Below are 22,845 nucleotides of genomic sequence, written 5' to 3' on the forward strand. Positions count from 1 at the left end.
TTGCCCGCCGCGGCGCGCTCATCCGCCCCCGGCCTGTCGCGGACGCACCAGCAAAGCCTGCGCGCCGGTGCCGACCGGACCGGAACGATCGTGCAGCGTACTGGTCGCGGAGCCGATCCCGTGCGGTCCGACCAGCGTGACCGCGTCGAGCCCGATCCATTCGCCCTCGGGGATCCGGCGCAGGTGCACGGTGAGTTCCGAGTTGATGAACCACCACTGCGCCGTCGGCAGGAAGTGCGACACCCCGTTGCCGGAGTCGGCGATGGCGAACAGCCGCTGCAGACCCGTCGGCTCCTCGCCGTCGACCAGCGGATACCGCTGCCGCGCCCACACCGCGGCCGGACCCGGCGCGGAGATCGAGCCGCGCACCGAACGCCATTCGATCGCGTGCAGGTAGCCGCCCTGCCAGTCGTCCGGGAAGGCCGCCTCGCTGCCCGCGTCGGCCGCGGGCAGCAGCGGACCGCCGTCGGTGGCGACCTCGGCGGTGTCGGACGTCGCGATCCGCCATCCCGACGCCCGCGCGACCGTCCGGCCGTTCGCGGACAGCTCGGACTGGACCAATTCGACCGTGCGGCCCGGCCGTTCGACCCACGACCGCTGCTCCAGTTCGCCCACCGGAGCCGGGCCGAGGATCTCGACGGTCACCCGGGCCAGCTGCGCCGGATGCCGCGACTCCAGCTGTTCGAGCCCGCGCACGAGCAGCGCCGACGGCGGGCCGAAATGCTGCGCGCCGGGACTCCACGGGCCGGTGGTGTGCTCAGTCGCCTCGTACCGCTCGCCGCCGAGCGGGAGGAAGAACGCGTCGCCCATCAGTCGGCCCGGTCCAAGACCGTCTCCTCGCCCGGATCCGGCTCCGGCCAGCCCGGGTACTCCGGCGGCGTGCCGCCGAACTCCGGGCAGTGCGCCTGGTGGTCGCACCACGAGCACAGCCTGCCCTTGTTCGGCCGGAAATCGCCTGTCTTGCCTGCCTTCAGGATCGCCTGCCAGATCGCTTCCAGCGTGCGCTCGAACCGGACCAGCTCGGCCTCGTCCGGCGTGTAGGCCAGCGACTGGCCGTCGGTCAGGTACATCAGCTTCAGCTGCCGCGGGACGACCCCGCGCAACCGCCACAGCACCAGCGCGTAGAACTTCATCTGGAAGAGTGCTTTGGCCTCGCCGATTTCCCGGGGCGCGGCGCCGGTTTTGTAGTCCACGACCCGGATTTCGCCGGTCGGCGCGACGTCCACCCGGTCGATGTACCCGCGCAGCAGCACGCCCGAGCCCAGCTCGATCTCGACGTGCAGCTCGCACGCCTCCGGCTCCAGCCTGCGCGGATCTTCCAGCTCGAAGTAGGAATCAAGCAGCTTTTCGGCCGAGGCCAGCCACTTGTCGGTCTCCCCGGGTTCGCCGTCCGCGAACAGCTCCGTCCACTCCGGACTGTCGCTGGACAGCTCCGTCCAGGTCGGCGCGAGCAGCTCTTTCGCCCGAGGTGCGACGCGTTCGGCGGCGGGCAGCGCGAAAAGCCGCTCCAGGACCGCGTGGACGAGCGTGCCGCGCAGCTGTGCCCGGGTGGGCACCTCCGGCAGCCGGTCGACCGCGCGGAACCGGTAGAGCAGCGGGCACTGCTTGAAGTCGCTCGCCCGGGACGGCGACAACGCGGGCCGCCTCCTGGCAGGCGCGTCGCCCCCGGGAGGGGTGGTGACCGTGGCGGTGTCGGACATGGGGCAGAGCGTAACCCCGGGGTACGACAATTGTGTTCGCCCCGCCTTCGGCGGGGCGGGCGGGATCGCCTTCAAGCCGGCGATCCCGCGTTCGGGTCGGGTTGGGAGTGGCCGGCTGGGCGTGGCTGGATTGAGGGCAGGGGGCCTCGTGCGTGGGTAGGGTCGGTGCGGTGGGGAAGCCGGGCGGGATGACGCCGCAGGGGGCGGGGTGGCTGCCGGGCGGGTTTCGGATGGAGAGCCACTCCCATCCGAGCGGGCAGCTGGTGTACGCGGCCAGCGGGGTGTTCGCCACCACCACCGAGTTCGGGACCTGGGTCGCGCCCGCTGACCGCGTCACGTGGACTCCGCCGGGGTTCGAGCATTCCCACCGGTTCTACGGGCGCACGGACACGCGGATCCTCGCCATTCCCTTCGAGGAGTGCGCGGGGTTGGCCCGGCAGCCTCGCGTGTTCGCGGTGTCGCCGTTGCTGCGGGCGGGCATTATCGCGCTGACCGGCGAAAAGGAGCGGTCGGCCGAGGCGGCTCGCCGGGTCCGGGCGGTGGTGCTCTACGAGCTCGGGGAGGTTCCGGGGGAGCCGCTGCATCTTCCGGAGCCGCGCGACGACCGGTTGCGGGTCGTCGCCGAGCTGCTGCACGAGGATCCGGGGCGGGCCGAGACCCTGGCTGAACTGGGGCGCGCCGCGGGGGCCAGCGAGCGGACGCTCAGCCGGTTGTTCCATGCCGATCTCGGCATGAGTTTTCAGCGGTGGCGCACGGTGCTGCGGATCCACCACGCGTTGTTCCAGCTCACCGAGGGCGAATCGGTGACCGGCACGGCGATCGCGTGCGGGTGGGCGAATCCGTCGGCGTTCATCGGGGCGTTCACGGCGCTGGTCGGGCAGACGCCGGGGCGGTATCAGGCGGGATTGCGCGACCGCGGCGAGTAGCGGGAGCAAGTTGGCGGGTTTTCGTTATCGGGCGCCCGGTACTCGGTGGCCGCCGGTCCGCGGCCGGGAAGAGGGTGGTGGTCATCCAGTTCACCAGCACTCTTTCCGGGGAACGAAACATGACACAGGCAGACGCGAAAACCACCGTGGCCGTCGTGGGCGGCGGAGTGGCCGGGCTCGCGCTCGGCACATTCCTCCTCCGCAGCGGGATCCCTTGCGTGGTCTTGGAAAAGAACAGCCGCGAGTACGTCGAGCAGCGGCAGAGAGCCGGATCCCTCGACAGCCGCGGCGTGCGGACGCTGCGCGCTTGGGGAGCGGGCGAGGCTGTCGAAGGGCACGGCGACGGGCCGTCCGACGCAGTCCTGCCGCTGATCGTGCACGGCGAGCAGCGCGCCTGGCGGATGGACACCGGCGAGGACGGCGCGGGCGCGTTCATCCCGCAGCAGGTGCTCGTCCGGAACCTCATCCGGATTTTCCTCCGCGACGGCGGCGACCTCCGGTTCGAGGCGGAGGACGTCACGCTGGAAGGGCTCGGCACCGAACAACCCCGGGTGCGCTACCGGGACGGCGAGGGCGCCAAGGCGATCGACTGCGCGTTCGTCGCCGGTGCCGACGGCTTCCACGGCGTCAGCCGGACGGCGATTCCGGACGGATTTCTCGCCTGCCACAGCCACGAGTTCGGGTATGCCTGGCTGACCGTCATGGCGGAAGTGCCCGCCGATCCGGCGGCTGTGATGGCCGTGCATTCCCGGGGCTTCGCGGCGCGGATCACCCGCGGGCCGCACGCGAGCCGGATCTACTTGCAATGTCCGTCGACGACACCATCGGCGACTGGCCGGACGCGCGGGTCTGGGACGAACTCGGCACCCGGTTCGCCGCCCCGGTGCGGCGAGGGCCGATCGTGACGAAGCAGGTGGTGCCGTTGCGCGGGGTCGTGTTCAGTCCGATGCGCTACGGCAGGCTGTGCCTTCTCGGGGACGCGGCGCACCTGATTTCGCCGATGAGCGCGGAGGGGATGAGCCTCGCGCTGCACGACGCCGACGTGCTCGCGCACGCCATCGTCCATCAGGTGGAGAAAGACGATCCGAGCGTGCTGGAGAGCTATTCCGGCACCTGTCTGGCGCATGTCTGGGAGCGGCAGGCGGCGGCGGTCTGGATGACCGACGCGATGCACGACTCCGGTGACGCGTCGTATCGCGGCGAGTTCCGGAAGCAGGTCGCGCTCGCGAATCTGGAGAACCTCGTCACGCCGCGATCCGCCTGACCTGAGCGCGGGCCCGTGAAGGGGCCTTCGCGGGAATCAGGTTCCCTCAAGGGGCCCTTCACGGACCGGCCGGGCGGGCAGGGGCGAGACCGACACCACCCGTCCGGGGACACCGGGTCACCGGCTTCCCACACGCGGCCCCCTACGCTGTCCGGCATGGCCGCGACCAGTCAGCACGGCGCCGGGCCCGCCCGGCGCGCCGGCGGGGACGGCGGCCTGCTGCTGTTCCGGGTCGGCGGGGTGCCCGTTTTGCTCGCCCCGTCGTGGTGGATCGGCTCGCTGGTCATCGTGGTGCTCTACGCGCCGCTGGTCGGGCGGTTCCTGCCGGACGTTTCGACGCCGACCGCGTGGCTGCTCGCCGCCGCGTTCGCGGTGCTGCTCGGGCTTTCCGTGCTCGCGCACGAACTCGGGCACTGCCTCGTCGCGCTGCGGCTCGGGATCCCGGTCCGCAGGCTGCGGCTTTTCCTGCTCGGCGGACTGTCCGAAGTGGCCCGTACGCCGCGACGGCCGGGCCAGGAAGGGCTCGTGGCCGCGGCGGGGCCCGCGGTTTCGCTGGTGCTGGGCGGGTTCTGCTCGCTGCTGCTGTTCGCGGTGCCGCCGGACGGCGCGGTGTGGCTGCTCGTCGCGGAGTGCGCGGTGGCCAACTTCGCGGTCGGCTTCTTCAATCTGCTGCCGGGGTTGCCGCTGGACGGCGGACGCCTCGTGCGCGCCGGGGTCTGGGCGATGACCGGGTTGCGGGCCAAGGGAACCAAGGCCGCGGTCGCGGGCGGGGCGCTGGTCGCCACCGGGCTGATCGTCTGGGCGCTGCTCGGTCTGGCGATGCAGAGCCCGGACCGGTGGCTTCGGCTCGGCGTGTGCGTCGTGACGGCGTGGTTCGTGATCCTCGGCGCTCGCTCCGAGCTGGCGGCGGAAGCCCGGCGCGGCTGGCCCGCCGGGCTGGAACTGTCCGATTTGGTGCGTCCGGTCTTGCAGCTGCCCGCGGAAAGCCCGGTATCGGACGCGTTGGCGGCATCGGCGGGACGCGGGGTCGTGCTGGTGCGGGCGGACGGTGTCGCGGCGGGATTGCTGGACGAGCAGGCCGCGCAGCAGCTGGCGAGCGTCAGCCCGCACGCGCCCGCCGAGCAAGCGGCCGAGCCGATCCGTGCGGAGACCGTGCTGCTGGCGTCGGAGCCGGGGGAGGAGATCGCCGAACGCGTGCGCGAGACGCCTGCCTGGCAATTCCTCGTGGTCGACGACGAAGGCCGTCCGGCGGGCGTGTTGCGTCGCGAAGACCTGCGGACCGCGCTGATGCAGGGCCGTCGCGCCCAGTGAGAGGCACCCGCGCACGACGGGCGCGGGACGACCTGCGAGGATTCGACGTCGGCGTTCCGGGTTTTGCAGTGGAGGAAGAAGTTGTCGGTCAGCGGACCGTTTCGTGCAGGTGACCGGGTTCAGCTGACGGACTCGAAAGGCAGGCACTACACCCTCACGCTCGCCGACGGCGGCGAGTACCACACGCATCGCGGCGCCCTCGCGCACGACGACCTCATCGGCCGTCCCGAGGGCAGCGTGGTCACTTCGGCAGGCGGCAGCACGTATCTCGCGCTGCGGCCGCTGCTGCCGGACTACGTGCTTTCGATGCCTCGCGGCGCGCAGGTGATCTACCCCAAGGACGCCGCGCAGATCGTGATGTGGGGCGACATCTTCCCGGGCGCCCGCGTGCTGGAAGCCGGCGCCGGTTCAGGCGCGCTCACCTGTTCGCTGCTGCGCGCGGTCGGTCCGGCGGGACAGGTGTTCTCCTACGAGATCCGCGACGACCACGCCGAGCACGCCGAGCGCAACGTCGTGAAGTTCTTCGGCGAGAAGCCGGACAACTGGACGCTCACCGTCGCGGACCTGGCCACGCACACCGGCGAGGTCGACCGGGTCGTGCTGGACATGCTCGCGCCGTGGGACCAGTTGCCGAACGTCGCGGCGCACTTGGTGCCCGGCGGCGTGCTGACCGTCTACGTCGCCACCGTGACCCAGCTGTCGCGCGTCACGGAATCGCTGCGGGAGCAGCAGTGCTGGACCGAGCCGGAGTCGTGGGAAACGCTGATGCGGCCTTGGCACGTCGTCGGCCTCGCGGTCCGGCCGGACCACCGGATGGTCGCGCACACCGCTTTCCTGCTCACTGCCCGTCGTCTGGCCGACGGCACAGTGTCGCCGCGCGTTTCACGACGGCCCAGCAAGGGCAAAGGCTAACCAGGGACGCACCATCGGCCGTTCTCGCGCCGCAGCGGGAACGGTGTCTCCTTGTGCCCGCCGGTGCCTTCGACCCGGACGGTCACGGTCGCGTCGTCGCCCGCGATCGCCGGTGGTCCGGCCAGCGAGACGCGAAGCGGGCCCGCGGCGTCCCATTTGGCTTGGAGTTCCTTCAGCGCCGCGGCAGTTTGCGGTTTGCAAGCGAGAGTGCCGAATTCGGCGGAGTCGGCGCGGGTGATCGCGTCGACGAGAGTGCGCGCGAGCGTCGCGATCGCGGCCTGATCCGCCGCGGGCGCGGGAGCCGAGGACGCGCTGGTGCGCGACGGCGGCGGGGGAGCGGGCGGTTCCGAGGCGGTGCGGGCGGGCCCCGGCAGGCCGATCGAGACCAAGCCGAGGACGCCGCCCGCGACAACGACTGCGAGCAGGCCGAGTGCCGTGCCGAGCCGGCGTCTCACCTAGTGGTCCGTGCTGACCTTCCCGAGGCACCAGGCCCCGCCCTGGCGCAGGGCGGTGAGGGTGCCGTCGGCGGTCTTGGTGGACGTGGTGACGTGGTACTTCACCGTCGCCTGGTCGCCGCTCTCCTGCGGGCTGCCGGTCAGCTCGAAGTGGATGCCCGAGGGCATCTTCTCGCTTCCCGGCTTCTGGCCCTTGGTGAGGCTGGTGCACAGCATCGAGAACAGCCCCTCGGTGTCGGAGCTGTTGTAGGCCTCGGACGCGGCCTCGAACAGTTCGCCCGAGGTCGGCTTCGCACCGGACGCCGCCGGGTAGTCGCCGCTGCCCGAGCCGGACGACGACGAGGTCGACGGGGACGACGACGAACTCCCGCTCGGTCCGCTGGACTGCGGGCCCGCGGCCGGAGCCGAGGACGACGCGGGCGGGGCGGCGACCTTGTCGTCCTTGTTGTCCCCGGTCAGCCAGATGACGAGGCCGGTCGCGCCGCCGAGGACGACCACCGCGGCGATCGCGACGCCGACGATCAGGCCGGTCTTCTTCTTTTTCGGCGGTTCCTCGCCGAACCCGCCGAACTGCCCGCCCGGCTGCTGCCCGAACGGCCCGCCGGGCTGTCCCTGCTGCCCGAACTGGCCGGGCTGCTGTCCGAACTGCCCGAACTGCTCCGGCTGCTGCCCGTACTGCTGGGGACCGCCCTGCTGCGGGTATCCGCCCTGGTAGGGGCCGCCCTGACCGGGAGTCCCGGGTCCGGGCGCGGCGGGAAACCCGCCGGACTGCGGCGGCTGCCCGCCCTGGTTCCATCCGCCCTGCTGAGGCTGCCCGTACTGCGGCTGGCCGCCGGGCTGCTGCCCGTACGGGTTCGGCTGCTGCCCGCCCTGGTCCCAGCCGCCGGGCTGCTGCGGCGGATAAGTCATCTCGGTTCCCCCTGCCGTGCTCGCGAAAGTCCAGGCCACGAGCGGAGCGTGGCCACCCGGGGATGCTAGCCAGCCGCGCGCCTTTCCGCGCAGCCAACCCGCAACTCGGGTTTCGCGGACGGCCCGGAGGGGCATCCGCAGTGCGTTCAGTTCCGCGTTGCGGAAACCCGCGCGGAGCGGATTCCCGTCCGCGGCACCGAATCGGCCGCTTGCGCTGCGCTCGCGGCCGTGCTTCTCCGGAAGAAAAAGCGCGACGCGCCGGTCTTGTGATGCGGAAAGGCCTTTTCTTGTCGGTGATCGCCGGTACCGTGGAATGAAAAGCACTCCGAGGAGGTGCCCGATGCATCATGACCTTCCCGGAGGTCGGCGCGAGGAGGCCGACCCTTCAGCAACCGGCGGAGCAGGGCAGACACCAGAGGAACAAGCCCGGCAGATCCGTTTTCTCGAGGAAGAAGTGGCGCTGCTGCGCCGCAGGCTCACCGATTCTCCGCGACAGAACCGCGTTCTCGAACAACGCCTCGCCGAGGCGTCGGAACGGGTGAGTCAGCTCACCGAGCGGAACACGAAACTCGTCGAAACCCTGCGCGAGGCGCGGGGTCAGCTGCTCGCCCTCCGCGAGGAGGTCGACCGGCTGGCCCAGCCGCCGAGCGGGTACGGGGTGTTCGTCGAGGCGTACGAGGACAACACGGTGGACGTCTACACCGCGGGGCGCAAGATGCGCGTCTCGGTGTCGCCCGCGGTGGAGGTCTCGTCGCTGCGGCGCGGGCAGGCGTTGCGGCTCAACGAGGCGCTCACGGTCGTCGAAGGAGGCGATTTCGAGCGCACGGGCGAGGTGTGCGCGCTGCGCGAAGTGCTCGCACCGGACGTCGAGGGCGGTGCCACGCGCGCTCTCGTGGTCGGCCACGCGGACGAGGAGCGGGTCGTCCTGCTTTCCGGTCCGCTCGCCGAGCAGCCGCTCAAACCGGGCGATTCGCTCCTGGTGGACTCCAAGGCGGGCTACGCCTACGAGCGGGTGCCGAAGGCGGAGGTCGAGGACCTCGTGCTGGAGGAGGTTCCGGACGTCCGCTACGAGGACATCGGCGGCCTGACCCGGCAGATCGAGCAGATCCGCGACGCCGTGGAGCTGCCGTTCCTGCACGCGGACCTGTACGAGCAGTACCAGCTGCGCCCGCCGAAGGGCGTCCTGCTCTACGGCCCTCCGGGCTGCGGGAAGACGCTCATCGCGAAGGCGGTGGCGAACTCGCTGGCCAAGAAGGTGGCAGAGGCCCGCGGCGACAACGCGGACGGCAAGTCCTACTTCCTCAACATCAAGGGCCCGGAGCTGCTGAACAAGTTCGTCGGCGAGACCGAGCGGTCGATCCGGCTGATCTTCCAGCGGGCGCGGGAGAAGGCCTCCGAGGGCACCCCGGTCATCGTGTTCTTCGACGAGATGGACTCGATCTTCCGCACCCGCGGGTCGGGCGTGTCCTCCGACGTGGAGACCACGATCGTGCCGCAGCTGCTGTCGGAGATCGACGGCGTCGAGGGCCTGGAGAACGTCATCGTCATCGGCGCCTCCAACCGCGAGGACATGATCGACCCGGCGATCCTGCGGCCGGGGCGGCTCGACGTGAAGATCAAGATCGAGCGTCCGGACGCCGAGGGCGCGAAGGACATCTTCTCGAAGTACCTCGCCGAGGGCCTGCCGATCCACGCCGACGACCTGGCGGAGTTCGGCGGGGACCAGAAGGCGACCTTCGATGCGATGATCCAGCACACCGTCGAGCGGATGTACGAGGAGAGCGACGAGAACCGGTTCCTGGAGGTCACCTACGCCAACGGGGACAAGGAAGTCCTGTACTTCCGCGACTTCAACTCGGGCGCGATGATCCAGAACATCGTGGACCGGGCGAAGAAGTCGGCGATCAAGTCGGTGCTGGAGACCAAGCAGCCCGGCCTGCGCGTGCAGCACCTGCTGGACGCGATCGTCGACGAGTTCGCGGAGAACGAGGACCTGCCCAACACCACCAACCCGGACGACTGGGCCCGGATCTCCGGCAAGAAGGGCGAGCGGATCGTCTACATCCGCACGCTCGTCACCGGCAAGAACCAGGAATCGGGGCGGGCGATCGACACCGCCACGAACACCGGTCAGTACCTGTAGGACAGCGCGAACGCCGCGGGGCCGCCGGGGATCCTCCCGGCGGCCCCGCGGTGCGTCTCAGACGCGTTCCAGGACCGGTTGCCGCGCCCGGGAAAGCCGTCCGTGCGATGCCAGGATCCCGAGCACCACGAGCAGCGCCCCGACGGGTTCGTTCCAGTGCACTGGTTCGTCGAGGACCAGCACGCCGAGCAGAACCCCGACCACCGGAGTGAGGTAGGTCACAGCGGACGCGTTGGCGGCGCCCCAGGCGGTGGCGATGGCGGTGTTCCAGGTGTAGGCCACGCCGGTGCCGAGCACGCCGAGCGCCAGCATGGACAGCACTACGGCGAGGTTCGGATGCACCGGCTGCGCGGCGATCGCCGGCGTCGCGGCCAGCAGGACGACCGTGGCGAAACCGGTTTGCCCGAACGCGACGACGACCGGGTCCGGACCGCGGGGCGACACGAATTTCCGCAGATACACGAAAGCCAGGCCGTAACACGTGGTCGCGCCGAGGCAAGCGAGCTGGGCGAGGACTTCGTGGCTGAGGTCGATGCCGCGCCAGACGCCGACCAGTGTGAGCACCCCGGCGAAGCCGATGAGCAGTCCGGCGGTCTTCGGCCGCGTGAGCCGTTCCGCGGGCAGGGCAGCCGCGGCGAACAGCATGGTCAGCAGGGGAGTGGTGGCGTTGAAGATGCTGGCGAGCCCGGACGCCACGTACTGCTCAGCCCACGAGTGCAGCAGGAACGGGCCCACGCAGAACAGCAGCGAAACCACCGCGAGATGCCCCCACAACGCCGGATCGCGGGGGAGCGAACGCCTGCGCAGCACCAGGAACGCGCCGAGCGTCAACGCGCCCAGCGCGACCCGCGCGAGCGCCACCTGAGCCGGCGACAGCCCTTCCAGGCCCACCTTGATGAACAGAAAACTCGCGCCCCACACCACGGCGAGCGCGACGAACCGGGCGGCGATGCCGAACCTCACTGAACCTCCGAAACGACCAGCGGACTTCTCCGGCCAGTCAACGTGCGCGCCACGCCCGGAGTCCAGCAAGTTTCGGTCACCGCGCTCGCCCTCGGTGTATAACGCCCTATACTGCGCCGCGTGAGCACAGACAACGCCCGCCCGCGACCGCCGATCACCGAAGCCGACGTCCTTGCCTGGCTCGAAACGACCGCCGCCGCCGTCCAAGCAGGGGAACTCAACGCCAACGACCTGATCGACCTGCTGGGGGAGCTGCGCCGCGCCTCCGCGGCCTGCGCCGACGCATCCGACTGGGCACTCCTCGCCGCCCGCGAGGAAGGAGCCAGCCTCCGCCAGATCGCCCCGGTCTTCGGCAAAGGCTACGTCCGAGCACCCGCCGCCCGCCTCGAAAAACTCCACCGCCAAGCCCAAAACTCCAGCCAGTGGCTCGCCATCCTCCGGCACAAACAAAGTGTATAACGACCTATACATCTGGCGATGAGAAAGCGCTTCACGTCGCCTCGCCTAAGCTTCTTTGGCAATTCCGCAACCCGGCAAAGACAAGGGGACCCCGATGGACCGCATCGCGGTGGGGCTGGCCGCGCTCGGCCGTCCGGCATACATCAATCTGGGGCGGGACTTGCCCGAAGTGCGGGACGTGCCGTCGATGCGAGCCGCGACGCACGAGGTGCTCGACGCGGCGTACGCGGCGGGAGTGCGGTGGGTCGACGTCGCGCGGTCTTACGGCCGTTCGGAGGAGTTTCTCGGCAGCTGGTTGGCTGAACGCGGACACGGGGACGTCACGGTGTCGAGCAAATGGGGCTACCGCTACGTGGGCGAGTGGCGGCTCGACGCGGATGTCCACGAGGTCAAGGAACACACGCTGCCGCGGTTCCGCGAACAGTGGGCGCAGACGCGGGAACTGCTGGCCGGGCGCGTGCACCTGTACCAGGTCCATTCGCTCACTGTGGACAGTCCACTTTTCACTGATCCGGCGCTGATCGACGCGCTGGCCGGGCTTTCCGGCGACGGCGTCGAGGTCGGCTTCTCAACATCCGGACCAGCGCAGGCGGACGTGGTGCGCCGGGCGTTCGAGCTGGAATCGGCCGGACAGCCGGTGTTCACGTCGGTCCAGTCCACTTGGAACGTTTTCGAGCCGTCGGTCGGCCCGGCGCTGGCCGAGGCGAAGGCGGCGGGGAAACGGGTGCTGGTCAAGGAAACTCTCGCGAACGGGCGTCTCGTCGCGGAAGCCCCGGAGCCGCTGCGGCGGATTGCCGAGGCGCACGGCGTCGGCCCGGACGCGATCGCGGTGGCCGCGGTGCTCGGGCAGGAGTGCGCTCCGGTGGCGGTGCTGGGCCCGTCGAGCCCGGCGCAGCTGGCCGCGAACCTCGCCGCCACGCGGGTCCGGTTGAGCGACGAGGACCGCGCTGTCCTGGGGCGACTCGCGCAGGACGTGCGCGAGTACTGGGCGCATCGATCCCACCTCGGGTGGAGCTGAGCGATTGCATTACCCTCGGGGCCCAGCATGGCCCGGGGCGGACGGGCAACACTGAGCGCGGAGGGGCAACGTGCGTCGTCGGCAAGTGCCAGCAGTCGCTGTGCTGGTCGGGCTGGGCGCGCTGGCCGGGCTCGCCGGATGCGGCAACCGGCCCAACAATCTCGAGACCTACTACGACGATCCGGCTCCGGCTCCCGGCACGAGCGCTCCGGTCGCGCCGCCGGTGTCGCGCGCGGTCGATCCCCCGGTCGTTTCCTCTTCGGCGGCACCGGATCCGCGGCGCGCGGAGGCGGCTTTGCTGTCCGATCCAGACGTTGCCGAGGAGGGCGTGGCTCCGGGTTCGGGCCGCGTTTCGGGGTGTCTGAGCGGATTGGCCGCGGGCGAGCGCAAGTCGGTGAGCTGGGTGTATCCGAGCGGTTCGGCGTTGACGCACGAGGTCACGGCGTACGCGGACCGTTCGGCTGAGGATGTCGTGGCGGGCACGCAGTGCGCGGGTGCGGTGGTGTCGTTGCCGCCGCAGCCGGGGATCGCTGTGCAGCGGGCGTGGTGCGAGGGCTCGACGTGCGCGGTGTTGGTGGCGAAGGGGAATCTGGTGTCGGCGTTGAGCGTCGCGGCCAGCACCCCGGCGCGGGCGCAGGACGCGGCGAAGCGGTTGCTGCCGAAGATCGCGGCGAAACTCAACGCTCAGCCGTAACGGCGGAACCATTCCTGGACGCCTTCGCGGCCGTCCGGGATGAACGGCGGCTCGGGCTCGGCGGCGAAGACCCAGGCGCGGAGTTCGTCGAGCGGCATCCAGTGGCCTTCGACGATTTCCTCGGCCTGGAGCCGGACCGGGCCGTCCCAGCGGACTTCGAAGGCGAAGTTGTGGCAGCGGATAGATCCGTCGTCGTAGATTTTGGTGAACAGCGGTTCCGGTTCCACTCCGTGGACGCCGAGTTCTTCGGCGAGTTCGCGGCGCGCGCAGTCGGCGGGAGTTTCGCCCGCGGCGACGACTCCGCCCGCCCAGCAGTCCCAGGTGGCGGGGAAGACGTCCTTGTCCGCGGCGCGGAGGTGCACGTAGACCGACCGGCCGTCGCCCGATCGGACGAGAACGACGCCGGCGGCGTGCCAGAGTCCTTCCGCCCGCACGCGGGAGCGGAGGGCCTCGCCTGCCGCGTGGCCTGCGTCGTCATAGAGGGCAACGAGTTCGTCACTGCCTGGCATGGGGGCATCGTCGCACGCGTCTAACCCGTAGGGTGGTGGCATGCGTCGGATCATGGGAACCGAAGTCGAGTACGGCATCGCCGTGCCCGGGGACGCCACGGCGAACCCGGTGCTCACCTCGACTCAGGTGGTGCTGGCCTACGCCGCGGCTGCGGACATCCCGAGGGCGCGCCGGGCGCGCTGGGACTACGAGGTGGAGTCGCCGTTGCGCGACGCGCGCGGGTTCGACTTGACCGGGCCGGGCGGTCCTGGGCACGACCCGGACGTCGAGGACCTCGGCGCGGCGAATGTCATCCTCACCAACGGTGCGCGGTTGTACGTGGACCACGCGCATCCGGAGTACTCGGCGCCTGAGGTCACGAACGCGCGAGACGCGGTGATCTGGGACAAAGCGGGCGAGCGGGTGATGGAGGAGGCCGCGTTGAAGGCGGCCACCGTTCCGGGGCAGCCGCCGTTGCAGCTGTACAAGAACAACGTGGACGGCAAGGGCGCGAGCTACGGCACGCACGAGAACTACCTGATGCAGCGGTCGACGCCGTTCACCGCGGTGATCGGCGGGCTGACGCCGTTCTTCGCCTCGCGGCAGGTGATGTGCGGTTCCGGCCGGGTCGGGATCGGGCAGCAGAGCGAGGAGGCGGGTTTCCAGCTTTCGCAGCGCTCGGACTACATCGAGGTCGAGGTCGGGCTGGAGACCACGCTCAAGCGCGGGATCATCAACACGCGCGACGAGCCGCACGCGGACGCGGACAAGTACCGGCGGCTGCACGTCATCATCGGGGACGCGAACCTGTCGGAGTACTCGACGTATCTGAAGGTCGGGACGACGGCGCTGGTGCTGGACCTGATCGAGGCGGGCGTGCGGTTCGACGACCTGAAGCTGGACGAGCCGGTGCGGGCGGTGCACAAGATCAGCCACGACCCGACGCTGAAGACGAAGGTCGAGCTGGCGAACGGGAAGAAGTTCACCGGGCTGGACCTGCAGTTCGCCTATCACGAGCTGGCGGCGGCGAATCTCGAGCGCACGGGCGCGGACGAGGCGTCGAAGGAAGTGCTGCGGGTGTGGGGCGAGATCCTGGACGCGCTGGCGCGGGATCCGCAGGAGTGCGCGGACCGGCTGGACTGGCCCGCCAAGCTGCGGCTGCTGGAGGGGTACCGGGAGCGGGACCAGCTGGCCTGGGGCGCGCCGCGGCTGCGGCTGGTGGACCTGCAGTATTCGGACGTGCGGCTGGGGAAGGGCCTGTACAACCGGCTGGTGACGCGGGGTTCGATGAAGCGGCTGGTCACCGAGGAGGAGGTGCAGGCGGCGATCACGAATCCGCCGTCGGACACGCGTGCCTACTTCCGGGGCCGGGCGCTGGAGAAGTACGCGTCGTCGATCGCGGCGGCGTCGTGGGATTCGGTGATTTTCGACGTGGGCCGGGAGTCGCTGGTGCGGATCCCGACGCTGGAGCCGTTGCGGGGGACGAAGGCGCACGTCGGGAAGCTGCTGGACGCGGCGGCGACGGCGGAGGAGCTGGTGGAGGCGATCACCGGTTCGGACTAGCGCGATCCCGGCGTTTCGGGCCGCTGGAAGGCCCTTTTCGTCGGTACCGCTGGGTAGGCTAGGGAACATCGGCCAGACCGGGAGGCGAGATGGCGCAGGAGAAGATCGAGAAGCACGGCGGCGGCGATTCCGACGAGGAGTTCGACGACGCCGGCGGGGCGGGCCAGGAGCGGCGGGAGAAGCTCGGCGAGGACGTGGACACGATCCTCGACGAGATCGACGACGTGCTGGAAGAGAACGCCGAGGACTTCGTCCGCGCTTACGTGCAGAAGGGCGGCGAGTAGCCGTCCGCCCGTCGCGGCCGCCCCGGGTGCGGGGCGGTGCGGCGGGCGCGCTGGGCCGGAGGTTTCGCGCGGTGGCGCCGGGGGCAGGTTGTGCTCGGCGTAGCCGGGCACGGGATGAGATGGGAACCGAGAGCACGTATGGACAACACCTCCTCTGGGGCGGGTTTTTCCGGGCCCGGACTGCCGTCGGCCTACTTTTCGCCGGCGACGTCGTCGTTTGCGGATTTCGTGCGCGCGACCGCGCCGGAGCTGCTGCCCGCGCGGCGGGTGCCGGCGGGCGCGGCTGAGCTGGACGCGCCGCACGGCACGACGATCGTGGCGGTCGCGTTCGCCGGCGGGGTGCTGATCGCCGGCGACCGGCGGGCGACGTCGGGGAACCTGATCGCGAGCCGGGACATCGAGAAGGTGCACGTCACGGACGAGTACTCGGCGGTGGGCATCGCGGGGACCGCGGGGCTGGCCGTGGAGATGGTCCGGCTGTACGCGGTGGAGCTGGCGCATTACGAGAAGATCGAGGGCGTTTCGCTTTCGCTGGACGGCAAGACGAACAAGCTGGCCGGGATGGTGAAGGCGAATCTGGAGATGGCGATGGCGGGCCTGGCGGTCGTGCCGTTGTTCGTCGGGTACGACCTGGAGGCCGAGGACGCGAAGCACGCGGGCCGGATCGTGTCGTACGACGCGGCGGGCGGGCGCTACGAGGAGCACGCCGGGTACGCCAGCGTCGGTTCGGGTTCGCTGTTCGCGAAGTCGTCGCTGAAGAAGCTGTACGACCCGGACGCGGATGTCGACGCGGCGGTGCGGACGGCGCTGGAGGCGTTGTACGACGCGGCGGACGACGACACCGCGAGCGGCGGGCCGGATCTGGTGCGGCGGATTTTCCCGAACGTCATCACCATCACCGCGGAGGACGGCGCGGTGGTGCTTCCCGCGGAGCGGACGGGAGCGGTGGCCGAGGCGGTGGTGGCCGGGCGCGCGGAGCGCAATCACCACCGGCCGGTGTGAGGCCGCCGATGTCCGCTGAATCAATGACTGCCGAGTTTTCGGAGAACGTGGAGCCGACACCGTGACGATGCCGTTGTATGCCTCTCCCGAGCAGTTGATGCGGGAGCGTTCCGAGCTGGCGCGCAAGGGGATCGCGCGGGGCCGGAGCGTGGTAGTGCTGAAGTATTCCGGCGGGGTGCTGTTCGTCGCGGAGAACACTTCGGCGACTTTGCACAAGGTCGCGGAGATCTACGACCGGATCGGGTTCGCTGCGGTGGGCCGGTTCTCGGAGTTCGAGAATCTGCGGGTGGCGGGGATCCGGCACGCGGATCTGAAGGGTTACCAGTACGACCGGCGGGATGTGAGCGCGCGGGCGCTGGCGAACGCTTACGCGGCGACCCTGGGCAGCATTTTCACCGAGCAGTTGAAGCCGTTTGAGGTGGAGGTCTGCCTGGCGGAGGTCGGGGCGACCGCGGCCGAGGACCAGTTGTACCGGTTGACGTTCGACGGCGGGATTTTCGACGAGTCGCCGTTCGTGGTGATGGGCGGCCAGACGGACACGATCAGCGCGAAGCTGAAGGACGTCGTGGATCCGGAGCACGATCTGCGGACGGCGCTGGCGTCGGCGATCGAGGGGTTGCGGGCGACCGCGACGCCGAACGGCAATGGCGCGGCGGCCGAGACGGAGATCAAGCTCGAGGTCGCGGTGCTCGACCGGGCGCGGCCGCGGCGGGCGTTCCGGCGGTTGTCGGGGGCGGCGCTGGAGGCGTTGCTGCCGGCGAAGGAGGAGCCTGCCGAGAAGCCGGACGAGTCCGGCGAGGGCGACGGCAAGGACTCGGGTTCCGGCAAGGGCGAGGGTTCGGCCGAGAAGGAATGACGTGGCGCGCTGAGGTTTCTCGGTAGCCGTTGCGCGCGGTCCGCTGGACTACGGCAGGTCGCGGCGCGGTTTGCTTCCGCCGAAGTCCGTGAGGGGCTCTTTGAGGAAATCAGATTCCTTCAAGGAGCCCCTCACGGACGTCCACAGTGCGGGGCCGTCCCCTCGGCCGGAGGGAATGCCGTGCACTGTCGATACCGCATCCGCTACTGAGAAGTCTCAACGCAGGAGTGCGGCGGGTTCGTGTTCGGGCCCGCGGATCTTCGTGAGGGGAACGGGCAGCGAGGTCGCGCTGTCGAGAGACTCGCACTGTGGGCCGTCGGGTAACCCCGGTGGCCCGCAGTCGTTTTCGGGATACTGGCGTGGTGACGTGTGCGCTGGTGACTCCGTGGTGGCGTCGTCGGGTCGCCGGGGACGATTCCGCCGTGGGCGGCGTGCTCCCGACTCCGATTCTCGACTGGCGCGGTCCGCTCGTGCAGTCCCTGGTGCGGGAGACCGCGTCCGCGGACCAACTGGCCGGGTTGCGGGCGGCGCATCGGTTGATCGCCGGCGCGGTGCGGCCGGTGTACGCGGTGCAGGAGCGGCAGCCGATTTCGCGGACGCTGCGGCGCGGGCGGGGTTCGTGCAGTCAGCGGCTGGCGATTCTGGAGGGAGTCGCGCGGGCGCAAGGGATTCCGACGCGGGTGCGGGGTCTGCTCGTGGACGGCCGGTTCTGGTATCCGCGGTTCCCGCGGCTGAAATACCTCGTCCCGTCGCAGGTGCTGGTGGCGTGGCCGGAGTTCGGGATCGACGACAGCTGGGTTCCGGTCGGGGAGTTGTTCGGGCAGTTGACCGACCTGGCGGCGAGTCCGGGATTCTCCAATGACAGCGGGGAAACGCTGTTCGACGCGGTGTCCCGCACAGCGATCGACTGGGACGGGGTCACCTGCGAGACCGGCGGCGCGTGCGATCTGTCCGCGACCGTGCTGGCGGATTTAGGCCGGTTCGATTCCCGCGACGAGTTGTTCCGGCGGCACGGTCAGACGCTGTCCGGTCCGGTGACGAGGCTCGTCGACCCGGTGCTCAGCCGGTGGGCGCCGCGTCAGAGTGCCTCCAGCCGCTGACGCAGATGCGCGCGTTCCGGCTCGGTTCCCGCGCTGGCCAACGCTTCCCGGTACGCCGCTGCTGCTTCGTCGTCGCGGCCGAGGCGGTGCAGCAGGTCTCCGCGAGCCGCGGCGTACGGGTGGTATCCCTGCAACCGTGGTTCGTCGGCTAATCCGTCCAGGAGTTTCAACCCGGCTTCGGGCCCGTCGCGCATCGCGACCGCGGCCGCCCGGTTGAGCGCGACAACCGGGGTCGGCGTGAGCGTCAGCAGGATGTCGTACAGCGCAACGATCTGCGGCCAGTCGGTGCGCGCGACGTCCGGTGCTTCGGCGTGGAGCGCGGCGATCGCCGACTGCACTCCGTACGGCCCGGGCGGGCCGCCGGTCAGCGCGACCGGCACCAGCGCGCGGCCTTCGTCGATCAGCGCCGCGTCCCATGCGGTCCGGTCTTGGTCTTCGAGCAGGACGAACTCGCCGTCGGACCCGGTGCGGGCCGCGTGGCGGGCGTGGACCAGCAGCAGAAGCGCGAGCAGTCCGGTGATTTCGCGTTCGTCCGGCAGCAGGCGGTGCAGGATCCGGGCCAGCCGGATGGCTTCCTCGGCCAGGTCCGGACGCTGGATGTCCGGTCCGGAGCTGGCCGCGTAGCCCTCGGTGAACAGCGAGTACAGCACTCGCAGCACGCCGGGCAGCCGGGCGCGCAGTTCGTCGCCGGAGGGGACGCGGAACGGGATGCGGTGGTCGCGGATCCGGTTCTTGGCCCGCACGATCCGCTTCGCCATCGTCGCGGTCGGCACGAGGAACGCACGCGCCACCTCGGGCGTCGTGAGCCCGGCCAGGCAGCGCAGGGTGAGCGCGAGCCGGTCCTCTGCGGCGAGCGCGGGATGCGCGCAGGTGAAGAACAGCTGGAGCCGGTCGTCGGGCAGGTCGCCGTCGGCCCCGGGCGGCGGGGGAGGGTCGCTGCGGTCGGATTCCGCTTGCAGGACGGCGAGTTTCGCCGCGTACGCCTGGTCCCGGCGCAGCCGGTCGACGGCCTTGCGGCGCGCGGTCGTCATCAGCCACGCGCCGGGTTTCGGCGGGACGCCGTCGACCGGCCAGCGCACCAGCGCGGCCTCCACCGCTTCGGCGGCGACCTCTTCGGCCAGGTCGAGGTCGCCGAAACGGCGGACGAGCGCGCCGAGCAGGCGGCCGTGCTCCTCGCGGAACACGGCCGCCGCGGACGCTCGAGCGTCAGGCATCGAAGTCGGCGATCGGGCGCACCACGACCGAACCGTCCCGCGAACCGGGGCAGCGTGCGGCCCAGTCGAGCGCCGCGTCGAGGTCGGGGACGTCCAGCACGTAGAACCCGCCCAGCAGTTCGCGGGTCTCGGCGAACGGGCCGTCGGTCGTGATCGACCGCTCGCCGTCCGGGCCCACCTGGACCTTGGTCGCGGTCACGAGATCGGCGAGCGACTCCCCGCTGACGAACACCCCCGCGTCGCGGACTTCCTTGTCGTAGGCCATCCAGTCGGCGGGCTCGCAGCCGGCGGCGCCGCCCTGCTCAGTGGCCGCGGAAGCGTGGATCAGCAGCAGGTACTTCATGGTCGGGCTCCTTCGTCGGTCAGGGCGGCCGGAGTGCCGCACTGACCTCACCACGAACGGCGCCCGCCCGGATGGACAGGGCCCGGAAGATATTTTTCCGGACAATCCGCTCAGGAGGAGGCAGGCGCGGTGCGGAAGTTCTGATCGGCGAAGGCGAGCATGTAGGGGAGCGTCGCGCGGGCGGTGTGCCAGGTGTGGTTGAACCCGCGTTCGGCGTGCACCACGACCTCCTGGCCGCGCCGCTGCAGCGATCCGGCGATGCGGTGCGCGGTCGCGACGTCGGTCGGCGCGCCGGTGCCGACGGTCAGCATCACGGCGATCTTCTGCGGGAACGGCATCGTCGGGATGTAGCGGCGCGGGGTGTTGGCCGCGATCGCCGCCTGGTTGCCGCCGAGGACGCCGACCGAGTCGTTCAGGTCGTCGTACGGCAGCGAGATCAGCAGCGTGCCGAACTCGTCGAGGTGGTGCAGCCCGATGTTCAGCGCGCCGAAGCCGCCGCCGGACATGCCGCCGAGCGCGCGGTGGCCGCGGTCGGCGAAGGTGCGGTAGTGCTTGTCGACCGACGGGACGATGCTGCTGGCGAGGTACGTCTCCAGCTGCGGGCCGCCCGGGACGTTCAGGCATTCCCAGTCGGTGCTCGGCCGGTTGGCGGTGAGGTCGACGCTCACGATGATCATCGGCTGGATCACGTTCGCGTCCTCGAGGCTTTTCAGCGTCTGCGGCGCGGAGCCGGAGGTGAGCCAGTCGCGCGGCCCGCCGTAGGGGTAGCCGTGGATGAGGTAGACGACCGGGTAGCGCTTGGCCGCGTTCGCCGGATCGTGGTAGCCGGCCGGGAGGACGACGTAGTTCTCGCCGTTCTGCACGCCGTGCGCCGGGTCGGGCACGTTCAGCACCTCGGTGCTGCCGTTGGCTCCGGACGGGGCCGCCGGGCGGGCGGAGGTGGGGGAGCTGCCGCTTTTGCCTCCGCTGGAACTGTCGGCGGTGCTGGGGTCGGAGTCTTCGGCCGGGTCGTCGCTGGTGCTGCGCAGAAGGGTGCCCGCGACGTTCATCGCGCCGGAACCGCGCTGCAGCAGCCTGCCGAGGTCGCTGGGCGTGCGGACGTAGCCGACGTAGCTGTTCACCGCGGTGACCGCGGCGATCAGGAACAGCGCGATCGAACCGTTGATGCCCCAGCGGCGCACGCGGCGGCGGTGCGCGAGCGCGATGGTGACGGCGAGGACCGCCGCGGCGGCCCCGGCGAACGCGAGCCACAGCAAGGGGGATTCGAGCGGCCCGAGGTCCCTCGCCTGGGAGGTGACCGACGGGGGCAGGACCGGGTCGACAGCCTGCGGGAGCAGCCGGGTCATCCGCGGCCTGCCGGAGACGGGCAGCTGCGACCGCGGGAGGAAAAACGCACTGAGTAGACCCCTGCCGTGAACTCGTGCGGACAGGGCAGTCCGCACCTCGAAGATCACGCTATTGAGGGCTCGCTGTGGATTCGTTGAGAGAAGGTAAAGGAATAGTCAAGAATCGTCGTCGAGAAGGCTAGCTGACGGCAAGTGCGCAGGTCAGCGCCGGAGGGCCGGGCACCGGAGGGTAAAGAACCCGGTGCCCGGTCGAGCGTTCTCCGAGGGACCTTAGGGCAAAGCGCGGTCAGGAGTCACTGTCCGGGTTCCGGTAGACGGTCAGCGCGCTCGGCCGCGACCGGAACCGGAACTCCCGCCCCAGCGGCCCGACCTCGCCGTCGGTGGCGACCCGGCGGTTCCCGTCGAGCAGCCGGACGTGCAGCTCCGGCAGGTCCCGCTGCCGGTAGACGTGGCTCGCGTGCAGGCTGTTGGTGAGGCTCGCCAGCACGAACCGGATCCGCGACCAGCGCACGTCGGCCCGCACGTACCGCACGTCGAGCAGGCCGGTGTCGAGCGCCGGGCGCCGCGACGGCGCGAACCCCTTCGGCGCGTACGTGCCGTTGCCGACGAAGATCAGCCACACCTGCGTCGGCTTCCCGTTCAGCTGCACCCGCAGCGGTTTCGCCCGCCGCATCGCCCGCACCAGCGCGATCGCCGCGGACGGCCACTTCGGGAAACGGGTCTGCAGTTTTTCCCGCAGCCGCACCATTTCCGGGTACCCGCCGAGACTGGCGGTGTTGACGAACCAGCGGTGCTCGGGCTCGCCGGCGCCGTCGATCTCGACCTCGGCCAGGTCGATGCCGACCGCGTGCCCGCCCTCGGTCGCCTCGTCCGCGTCCGGCATCGACCGGACCCCGACGTCGCGGGCGAAGTGGTTGAGCGTCCCGGCCGGGATGAGCGCGAGCGGCAGCCCGCGTTCGGCGGCGACCGACGCCACGGCCGCGACCGTGCCGTCCCCGCCCGCCACGCCGAGCGCGCGGACCGAACCGTGCGCCTCGATCTCGTCGGCGAGCTGCTCGCGCAGATCCCGCGACGGGTCCGGGTAGATCAGCGACGCCTTCGGCCACGCGTACCGGACGTCCTCGGTCGGGTCCTGGCCGTTGACGCCCGAATGCGGGTTCACCAGTGCGAGCATGTCCTCGCCGTCGCGCATCTCCGGCGCCTGCGCCGAGTGGGCGGTGCGGGCGCGGACGTCCGGGTGCAGCGGCCACCAGTGCCGGGTCAGCACCGCGATCCCGGTCCCGATCGCGAGCCCCGCGGCGACGTCGCTCGGCCAGTGCACGCCGGTGTGCACCCGCGAGTACGCGACCGCGCCGGCGAGCGGCACGATCGCCAGCCCGGCCCGCGGCGACTCCATCGCGACCGCGGCCGCGAACGCGGCGGCCGAAGCCGAATGCCCGGACGGGAACGACGACGACGTCGGCCGTTTGCGCAGCTGACGGTGCGCGGGAACTTCTTCTTCGGCCGGACGGCGGCGCGGGAACAACGGCTTCGCGACCAGGTTCGCCGCGGCGCTCGCCCCCGCGACGGCGGCGATCCCGCGCAGCGCGCCCCGCCGCGCCGGGCCCTTCCGGACCGCCAACACGGCCGCCACGCCCCACCAGAGCCGCGATTTGTCCGCACTTCGGGACAACGCGGTCACCACGTTGTCGGCCCGGGTGCGCGGCAGCGCCGCACTGCGCCGCATCAGGGCCCGGTCCCGCCGCCCTACCTGCCGGAACGCCCGGCCGACCTGCTGGAACACTCTCGTCCACCTCCGCTGGCCGCGCCGGATCGCCATCCGGTCCCGGAGACCGGTTTCCGCCGCAATGTCACCACTTGCAACGTACCGACCGCGTGTCGCCGCCCGAACGGC

At 70.9% G+C, this 22,845-nt stretch carries 22 protein-coding genes and 1 pseudogene; 13 read left to right on the forward strand and 10 right to left on the reverse strand.

Going from position 1 to position 22,845, the window contains the following annotated elements:
* Positions 1 to 18: 18 nt before the first annotated feature.
* Positions 19 to 810: a thioesterase family protein gene (locus L3Q65_RS11285; protein ID WP_182894713.1), complete on the reverse strand. Its 792-nt coding sequence runs from the start codon at positions 808 to 810 to the stop codon at positions 19 to 21.
* Positions 810 to 1,700, reverse strand: a complete 891-nt coding sequence (locus L3Q65_RS11290; protein ID WP_182894712.1) for a RecB family exonuclease — start codon at positions 1,698 to 1,700, stop codon at positions 810 to 812. The genes L3Q65_RS11285 and L3Q65_RS11290 overlap by 1 nt, the downstream gene beginning before the upstream one ends.
* A gap of 188 nt (positions 1,701 to 1,888) precedes the next feature.
* Between L3Q65_RS11290 and L3Q65_RS11295 the strand changes: the two genes are divergently transcribed.
* The 4 genes and pseudogenes from L3Q65_RS11295 (at position 1,889) to L3Q65_RS11310 (ending at position 6,113) form a co-directional block, all read left to right on the forward strand.
* Positions 1,889 to 2,626: a helix-turn-helix domain-containing protein gene (locus tag L3Q65_RS11295; protein WP_182894941.1), complete on the forward strand. Its 738-nt coding sequence runs from the start codon at positions 1,889 to 1,891 to the stop codon at positions 2,624 to 2,626.
* Positions 2,627 to 2,745: 119 nt separating this feature from the next.
* Positions 2,746 to 3,890: pseudogene (locus L3Q65_RS11300) on the forward strand (4-hydroxybenzoate 3-monooxygenase).
* A gap of 156 nt (positions 3,891 to 4,046) precedes the next feature.
* Positions 4,047 to 5,201 (forward strand): M50 family metallopeptidase, encoded by a 1,155-nt coding sequence (locus L3Q65_RS11305; protein WP_182894711.1) that lies wholly within the window; start codon positions 4,047 to 4,049, stop codon positions 5,199 to 5,201.
* 81 nt (positions 5,202 to 5,282) lie between these two features.
* On the forward strand, positions 5,283 to 6,113 hold the full coding sequence (locus tag L3Q65_RS11310; protein WP_037806487.1) for a tRNA (adenine-N1)-methyltransferase: 831 nt from the start codon (positions 5,283 to 5,285) through the stop codon (positions 6,111 to 6,113).
* On the opposite strand, the gene L3Q65_RS11315 is transcribed toward L3Q65_RS11310, so the two are convergent.
* Both L3Q65_RS11315 and L3Q65_RS11320 read right to left on the reverse strand, forming a co-directional pair.
* Entirely contained in the window at positions 6,110 to 6,568 is a 459-nt protein-coding gene (locus L3Q65_RS11315) for a hypothetical protein (protein WP_237599592.1), read from the reverse strand. The two genes, L3Q65_RS11310 and L3Q65_RS11315, sit on opposite strands and share 4 nt — an antisense overlap.
* The gene (locus L3Q65_RS11320; protein ID WP_182894709.1) at positions 6,569 to 7,477 is read right to left on the reverse strand and encodes a hypothetical protein; all 909 of its coding nucleotides are present in this window, start codon (positions 7,475 to 7,477) and stop codon (positions 6,569 to 6,571) included.
* Between the two features lie 340 nt (positions 7,478 to 7,817).
* Between L3Q65_RS11320 and arc the strand changes: the two genes are divergently transcribed.
* Positions 7,818 to 9,620 (forward strand): proteasome ATPase, encoded by a 1,803-nt coding sequence (gene arc, locus L3Q65_RS11325; RefSeq protein ID WP_043830447.1) that lies wholly within the window; start codon positions 7,818 to 7,820, stop codon positions 9,618 to 9,620.
* Positions 9,621 to 9,677: 57 nt separating this feature from the next.
* On the opposite strand, the gene L3Q65_RS11330 is transcribed toward arc, so the two are convergent.
* Positions 9,678 to 10,583: a DMT family transporter gene (locus tag L3Q65_RS11330; RefSeq protein ID WP_237599593.1), complete on the reverse strand. Its 906-nt coding sequence runs from the start codon at positions 10,581 to 10,583 to the stop codon at positions 9,678 to 9,680.
* Positions 10,584 to 10,703: 120 nt separating this feature from the next.
* Between L3Q65_RS11330 and L3Q65_RS11335 the strand changes: the two genes are divergently transcribed.
* The 3 genes from L3Q65_RS11335 to L3Q65_RS11345 all read left to right on the forward strand — a co-directional run bounded on the left by L3Q65_RS11335 (position 10,704) and on the right by L3Q65_RS11345 (position 12,754).
* Entirely contained in the window at positions 10,704 to 11,042 is a 339-nt protein-coding gene (locus tag L3Q65_RS11335) for a hypothetical protein (protein ID WP_237599594.1), read from the forward strand.
* Between the two features lie 94 nt (positions 11,043 to 11,136).
* Positions 11,137 to 12,060, forward strand: a complete 924-nt coding sequence (locus tag L3Q65_RS11340; protein ID WP_237599595.1) for an aldo/keto reductase — start codon at positions 11,137 to 11,139, stop codon at positions 12,058 to 12,060.
* Between the two features lie 70 nt (positions 12,061 to 12,130).
* Complete coding sequence (locus tag L3Q65_RS11345) at positions 12,131 to 12,754, forward strand: hypothetical protein (protein ID WP_182894705.1); 624 nt, start codon at positions 12,131 to 12,133, stop codon at positions 12,752 to 12,754.
* Here the strand turns inward: L3Q65_RS11345 and L3Q65_RS11350 are convergent.
* Positions 12,745 to 13,263 (reverse strand): NUDIX domain-containing protein, encoded by a 519-nt coding sequence (locus tag L3Q65_RS11350; RefSeq protein ID WP_182894704.1) that lies wholly within the window; start codon positions 13,261 to 13,263, stop codon positions 12,745 to 12,747. The two genes, L3Q65_RS11345 and L3Q65_RS11350, sit on opposite strands and share 10 nt — an antisense overlap.
* A gap of 40 nt (positions 13,264 to 13,303) precedes the next feature.
* On the opposite strand from L3Q65_RS11350, the gene dop reads away from it, so the two are divergent.
* The 5 genes from dop to L3Q65_RS11375 all read left to right on the forward strand — a co-directional run bounded on the left by dop (position 13,304) and on the right by L3Q65_RS11375 (position 18,048).
* Entirely contained in the window at positions 13,304 to 14,806 is a 1,503-nt protein-coding gene (gene dop, locus L3Q65_RS11355; protein WP_182894703.1) for a depupylase/deamidase Dop, read from the forward strand.
* Positions 14,807 to 14,895: 89 nt separating this feature from the next.
* Positions 14,896 to 15,090, forward strand: coding sequence for a ubiquitin-like protein Pup (locus L3Q65_RS11360; RefSeq protein ID WP_037806475.1), 195 nt, complete (start codon positions 14,896 to 14,898; stop codon positions 15,088 to 15,090).
* A gap of 138 nt (positions 15,091 to 15,228) precedes the next feature.
* Positions 15,229 to 16,092, forward strand: coding sequence for a proteasome subunit beta (prcB, locus tag L3Q65_RS11365; RefSeq protein WP_182894702.1), 864 nt, complete (start codon positions 15,229 to 15,231; stop codon positions 16,090 to 16,092).
* Between the two features lie 61 nt (positions 16,093 to 16,153).
* Complete coding sequence (gene prcA, locus L3Q65_RS11370) at positions 16,154 to 16,948, forward strand: proteasome subunit alpha (protein WP_182894701.1); 795 nt, start codon at positions 16,154 to 16,156, stop codon at positions 16,946 to 16,948.
* Between the two features lie 362 nt (positions 16,949 to 17,310).
* Entirely contained in the window at positions 17,311 to 18,048 is a 738-nt protein-coding gene (locus L3Q65_RS11375; RefSeq protein WP_237599596.1) for a transglutaminase domain-containing protein, read from the forward strand.
* On the opposite strand, the gene L3Q65_RS11380 is transcribed toward L3Q65_RS11375, so the two are convergent.
* From L3Q65_RS11380 to L3Q65_RS11395, 4 genes are all read right to left on the reverse strand, one after another.
* Positions 18,027 to 19,262 (reverse strand): RNA polymerase sigma factor, encoded by a 1,236-nt coding sequence (locus L3Q65_RS11380; RefSeq protein ID WP_182894699.1) that lies wholly within the window; start codon positions 19,260 to 19,262, stop codon positions 18,027 to 18,029. The genes L3Q65_RS11375 and L3Q65_RS11380 overlap by 22 nt on opposite strands.
* A complete protein-coding gene (locus tag L3Q65_RS11385) occupies positions 19,255 to 19,605 on the reverse strand; it encodes a YciI family protein (RefSeq protein WP_182894698.1) in 351 nt (116 codons plus the stop codon). Before L3Q65_RS11385 ends, L3Q65_RS11380 begins: the two co-directional genes overlap by 8 nt.
* A 110-nt stretch (positions 19,606 to 19,715) precedes the next feature.
* On the reverse strand, positions 19,716 to 20,951 hold the full coding sequence (locus L3Q65_RS11390) for an esterase family protein (protein ID WP_182894697.1): 1,236 nt from the start codon (positions 20,949 to 20,951) through the stop codon (positions 19,716 to 19,718).
* A 286-nt stretch (positions 20,952 to 21,237) separates the two neighbouring features.
* Positions 21,238 to 22,770 carry a bifunctional phosphatase PAP2/diacylglycerol kinase family protein gene (locus tag L3Q65_RS11395; RefSeq protein ID WP_370648183.1) on the reverse strand — a complete coding sequence of 511 codons (1,533 nt, stop codon included), beginning with the start codon at positions 22,768 to 22,770 and terminating at the stop codon, positions 21,238 to 21,240.
* Between the last annotated feature and the right edge of the window lie 75 nt (positions 22,771 to 22,845).

This window comes from Amycolatopsis sp. FU40 (assembly GCF_021903635.1).
In the GTDB taxonomy this organism is placed as follows: domain Bacteria; phylum Actinomycetota; class Actinomycetes; order Mycobacteriales; family Pseudonocardiaceae; genus Amycolatopsis; species Amycolatopsis dendrobii.

Coding starts and splice junctions, on each gene's coding strand:
- L3Q65_RS11285 (WP_182894713.1), bottom strand. CDS start 810: ATGGGCGACGCGTTCTTCCTCCCGCTCGGCGGCGAGCGGTACGAGGCG.
- L3Q65_RS11290 (WP_182894712.1), bottom strand. CDS start 1,700: ATGTCCGACACCGCCACGGTCACCACCCCTCCCGGGGGCGACGCGCCT.
- L3Q65_RS11295 (WP_182894941.1), top strand. CDS start 1,889: ATGACGCCGCAGGGGGCGGGGTGGCTGCCGGGCGGGTTTCGGATGGAG.
- L3Q65_RS11305 (WP_182894711.1), top strand. CDS start 4,047: ATGGCCGCGACCAGTCAGCACGGCGCCGGGCCCGCCCGGCGCGCCGGC.
- L3Q65_RS11320 (WP_182894709.1), bottom strand. CDS start 7,477: ATGACTTATCCGCCGCAGCAGCCCGGCGGCTGGGACCAGGGCGGGCAG.
- arc (WP_043830447.1), top strand. CDS start 7,818: ATGCATCATGACCTTCCCGGAGGTCGGCGCGAGGAGGCCGACCCTTCA.
- L3Q65_RS11340 (WP_237599595.1), top strand. CDS start 11,137: ATGGACCGCATCGCGGTGGGGCTGGCCGCGCTCGGCCGTCCGGCATAC.
- L3Q65_RS11350 (WP_182894704.1), bottom strand. CDS start 13,263: ATGCCAGGCAGTGACGAACTCGTTGCCCTCTATGACGACGCAGGCCAC.
- dop (WP_182894703.1), top strand. CDS start 13,304: ATGCGTCGGATCATGGGAACCGAAGTCGAGTACGGCATCGCCGTGCCC.
- L3Q65_RS11360 (WP_037806475.1), top strand. CDS start 14,896: ATGGCGCAGGAGAAGATCGAGAAGCACGGCGGCGGCGATTCCGACGAG.
- prcB (WP_182894702.1), top strand. CDS start 15,229: ATGGACAACACCTCCTCTGGGGCGGGTTTTTCCGGGCCCGGACTGCCG.
- L3Q65_RS11380 (WP_182894699.1), bottom strand. CDS start 19,262: ATGCCTGACGCTCGAGCGTCCGCGGCGGCCGTGTTCCGCGAGGAGCAC.
- L3Q65_RS11385 (WP_182894698.1), bottom strand. CDS start 19,605: ATGAAGTACCTGCTGCTGATCCACGCTTCCGCGGCCACTGAGCAGGGC.
- L3Q65_RS11390 (WP_182894697.1), bottom strand. CDS start 20,951: ATGACCCGGCTGCTCCCGCAGGCTGTCGACCCGGTCCTGCCCCCGTCG.
- L3Q65_RS11395 (WP_370648183.1), bottom strand. CDS start 22,770: ATGGCGATCCGGCGCGGCCAGCGGAGGTGGACGAGAGTGTTCCAGCAG.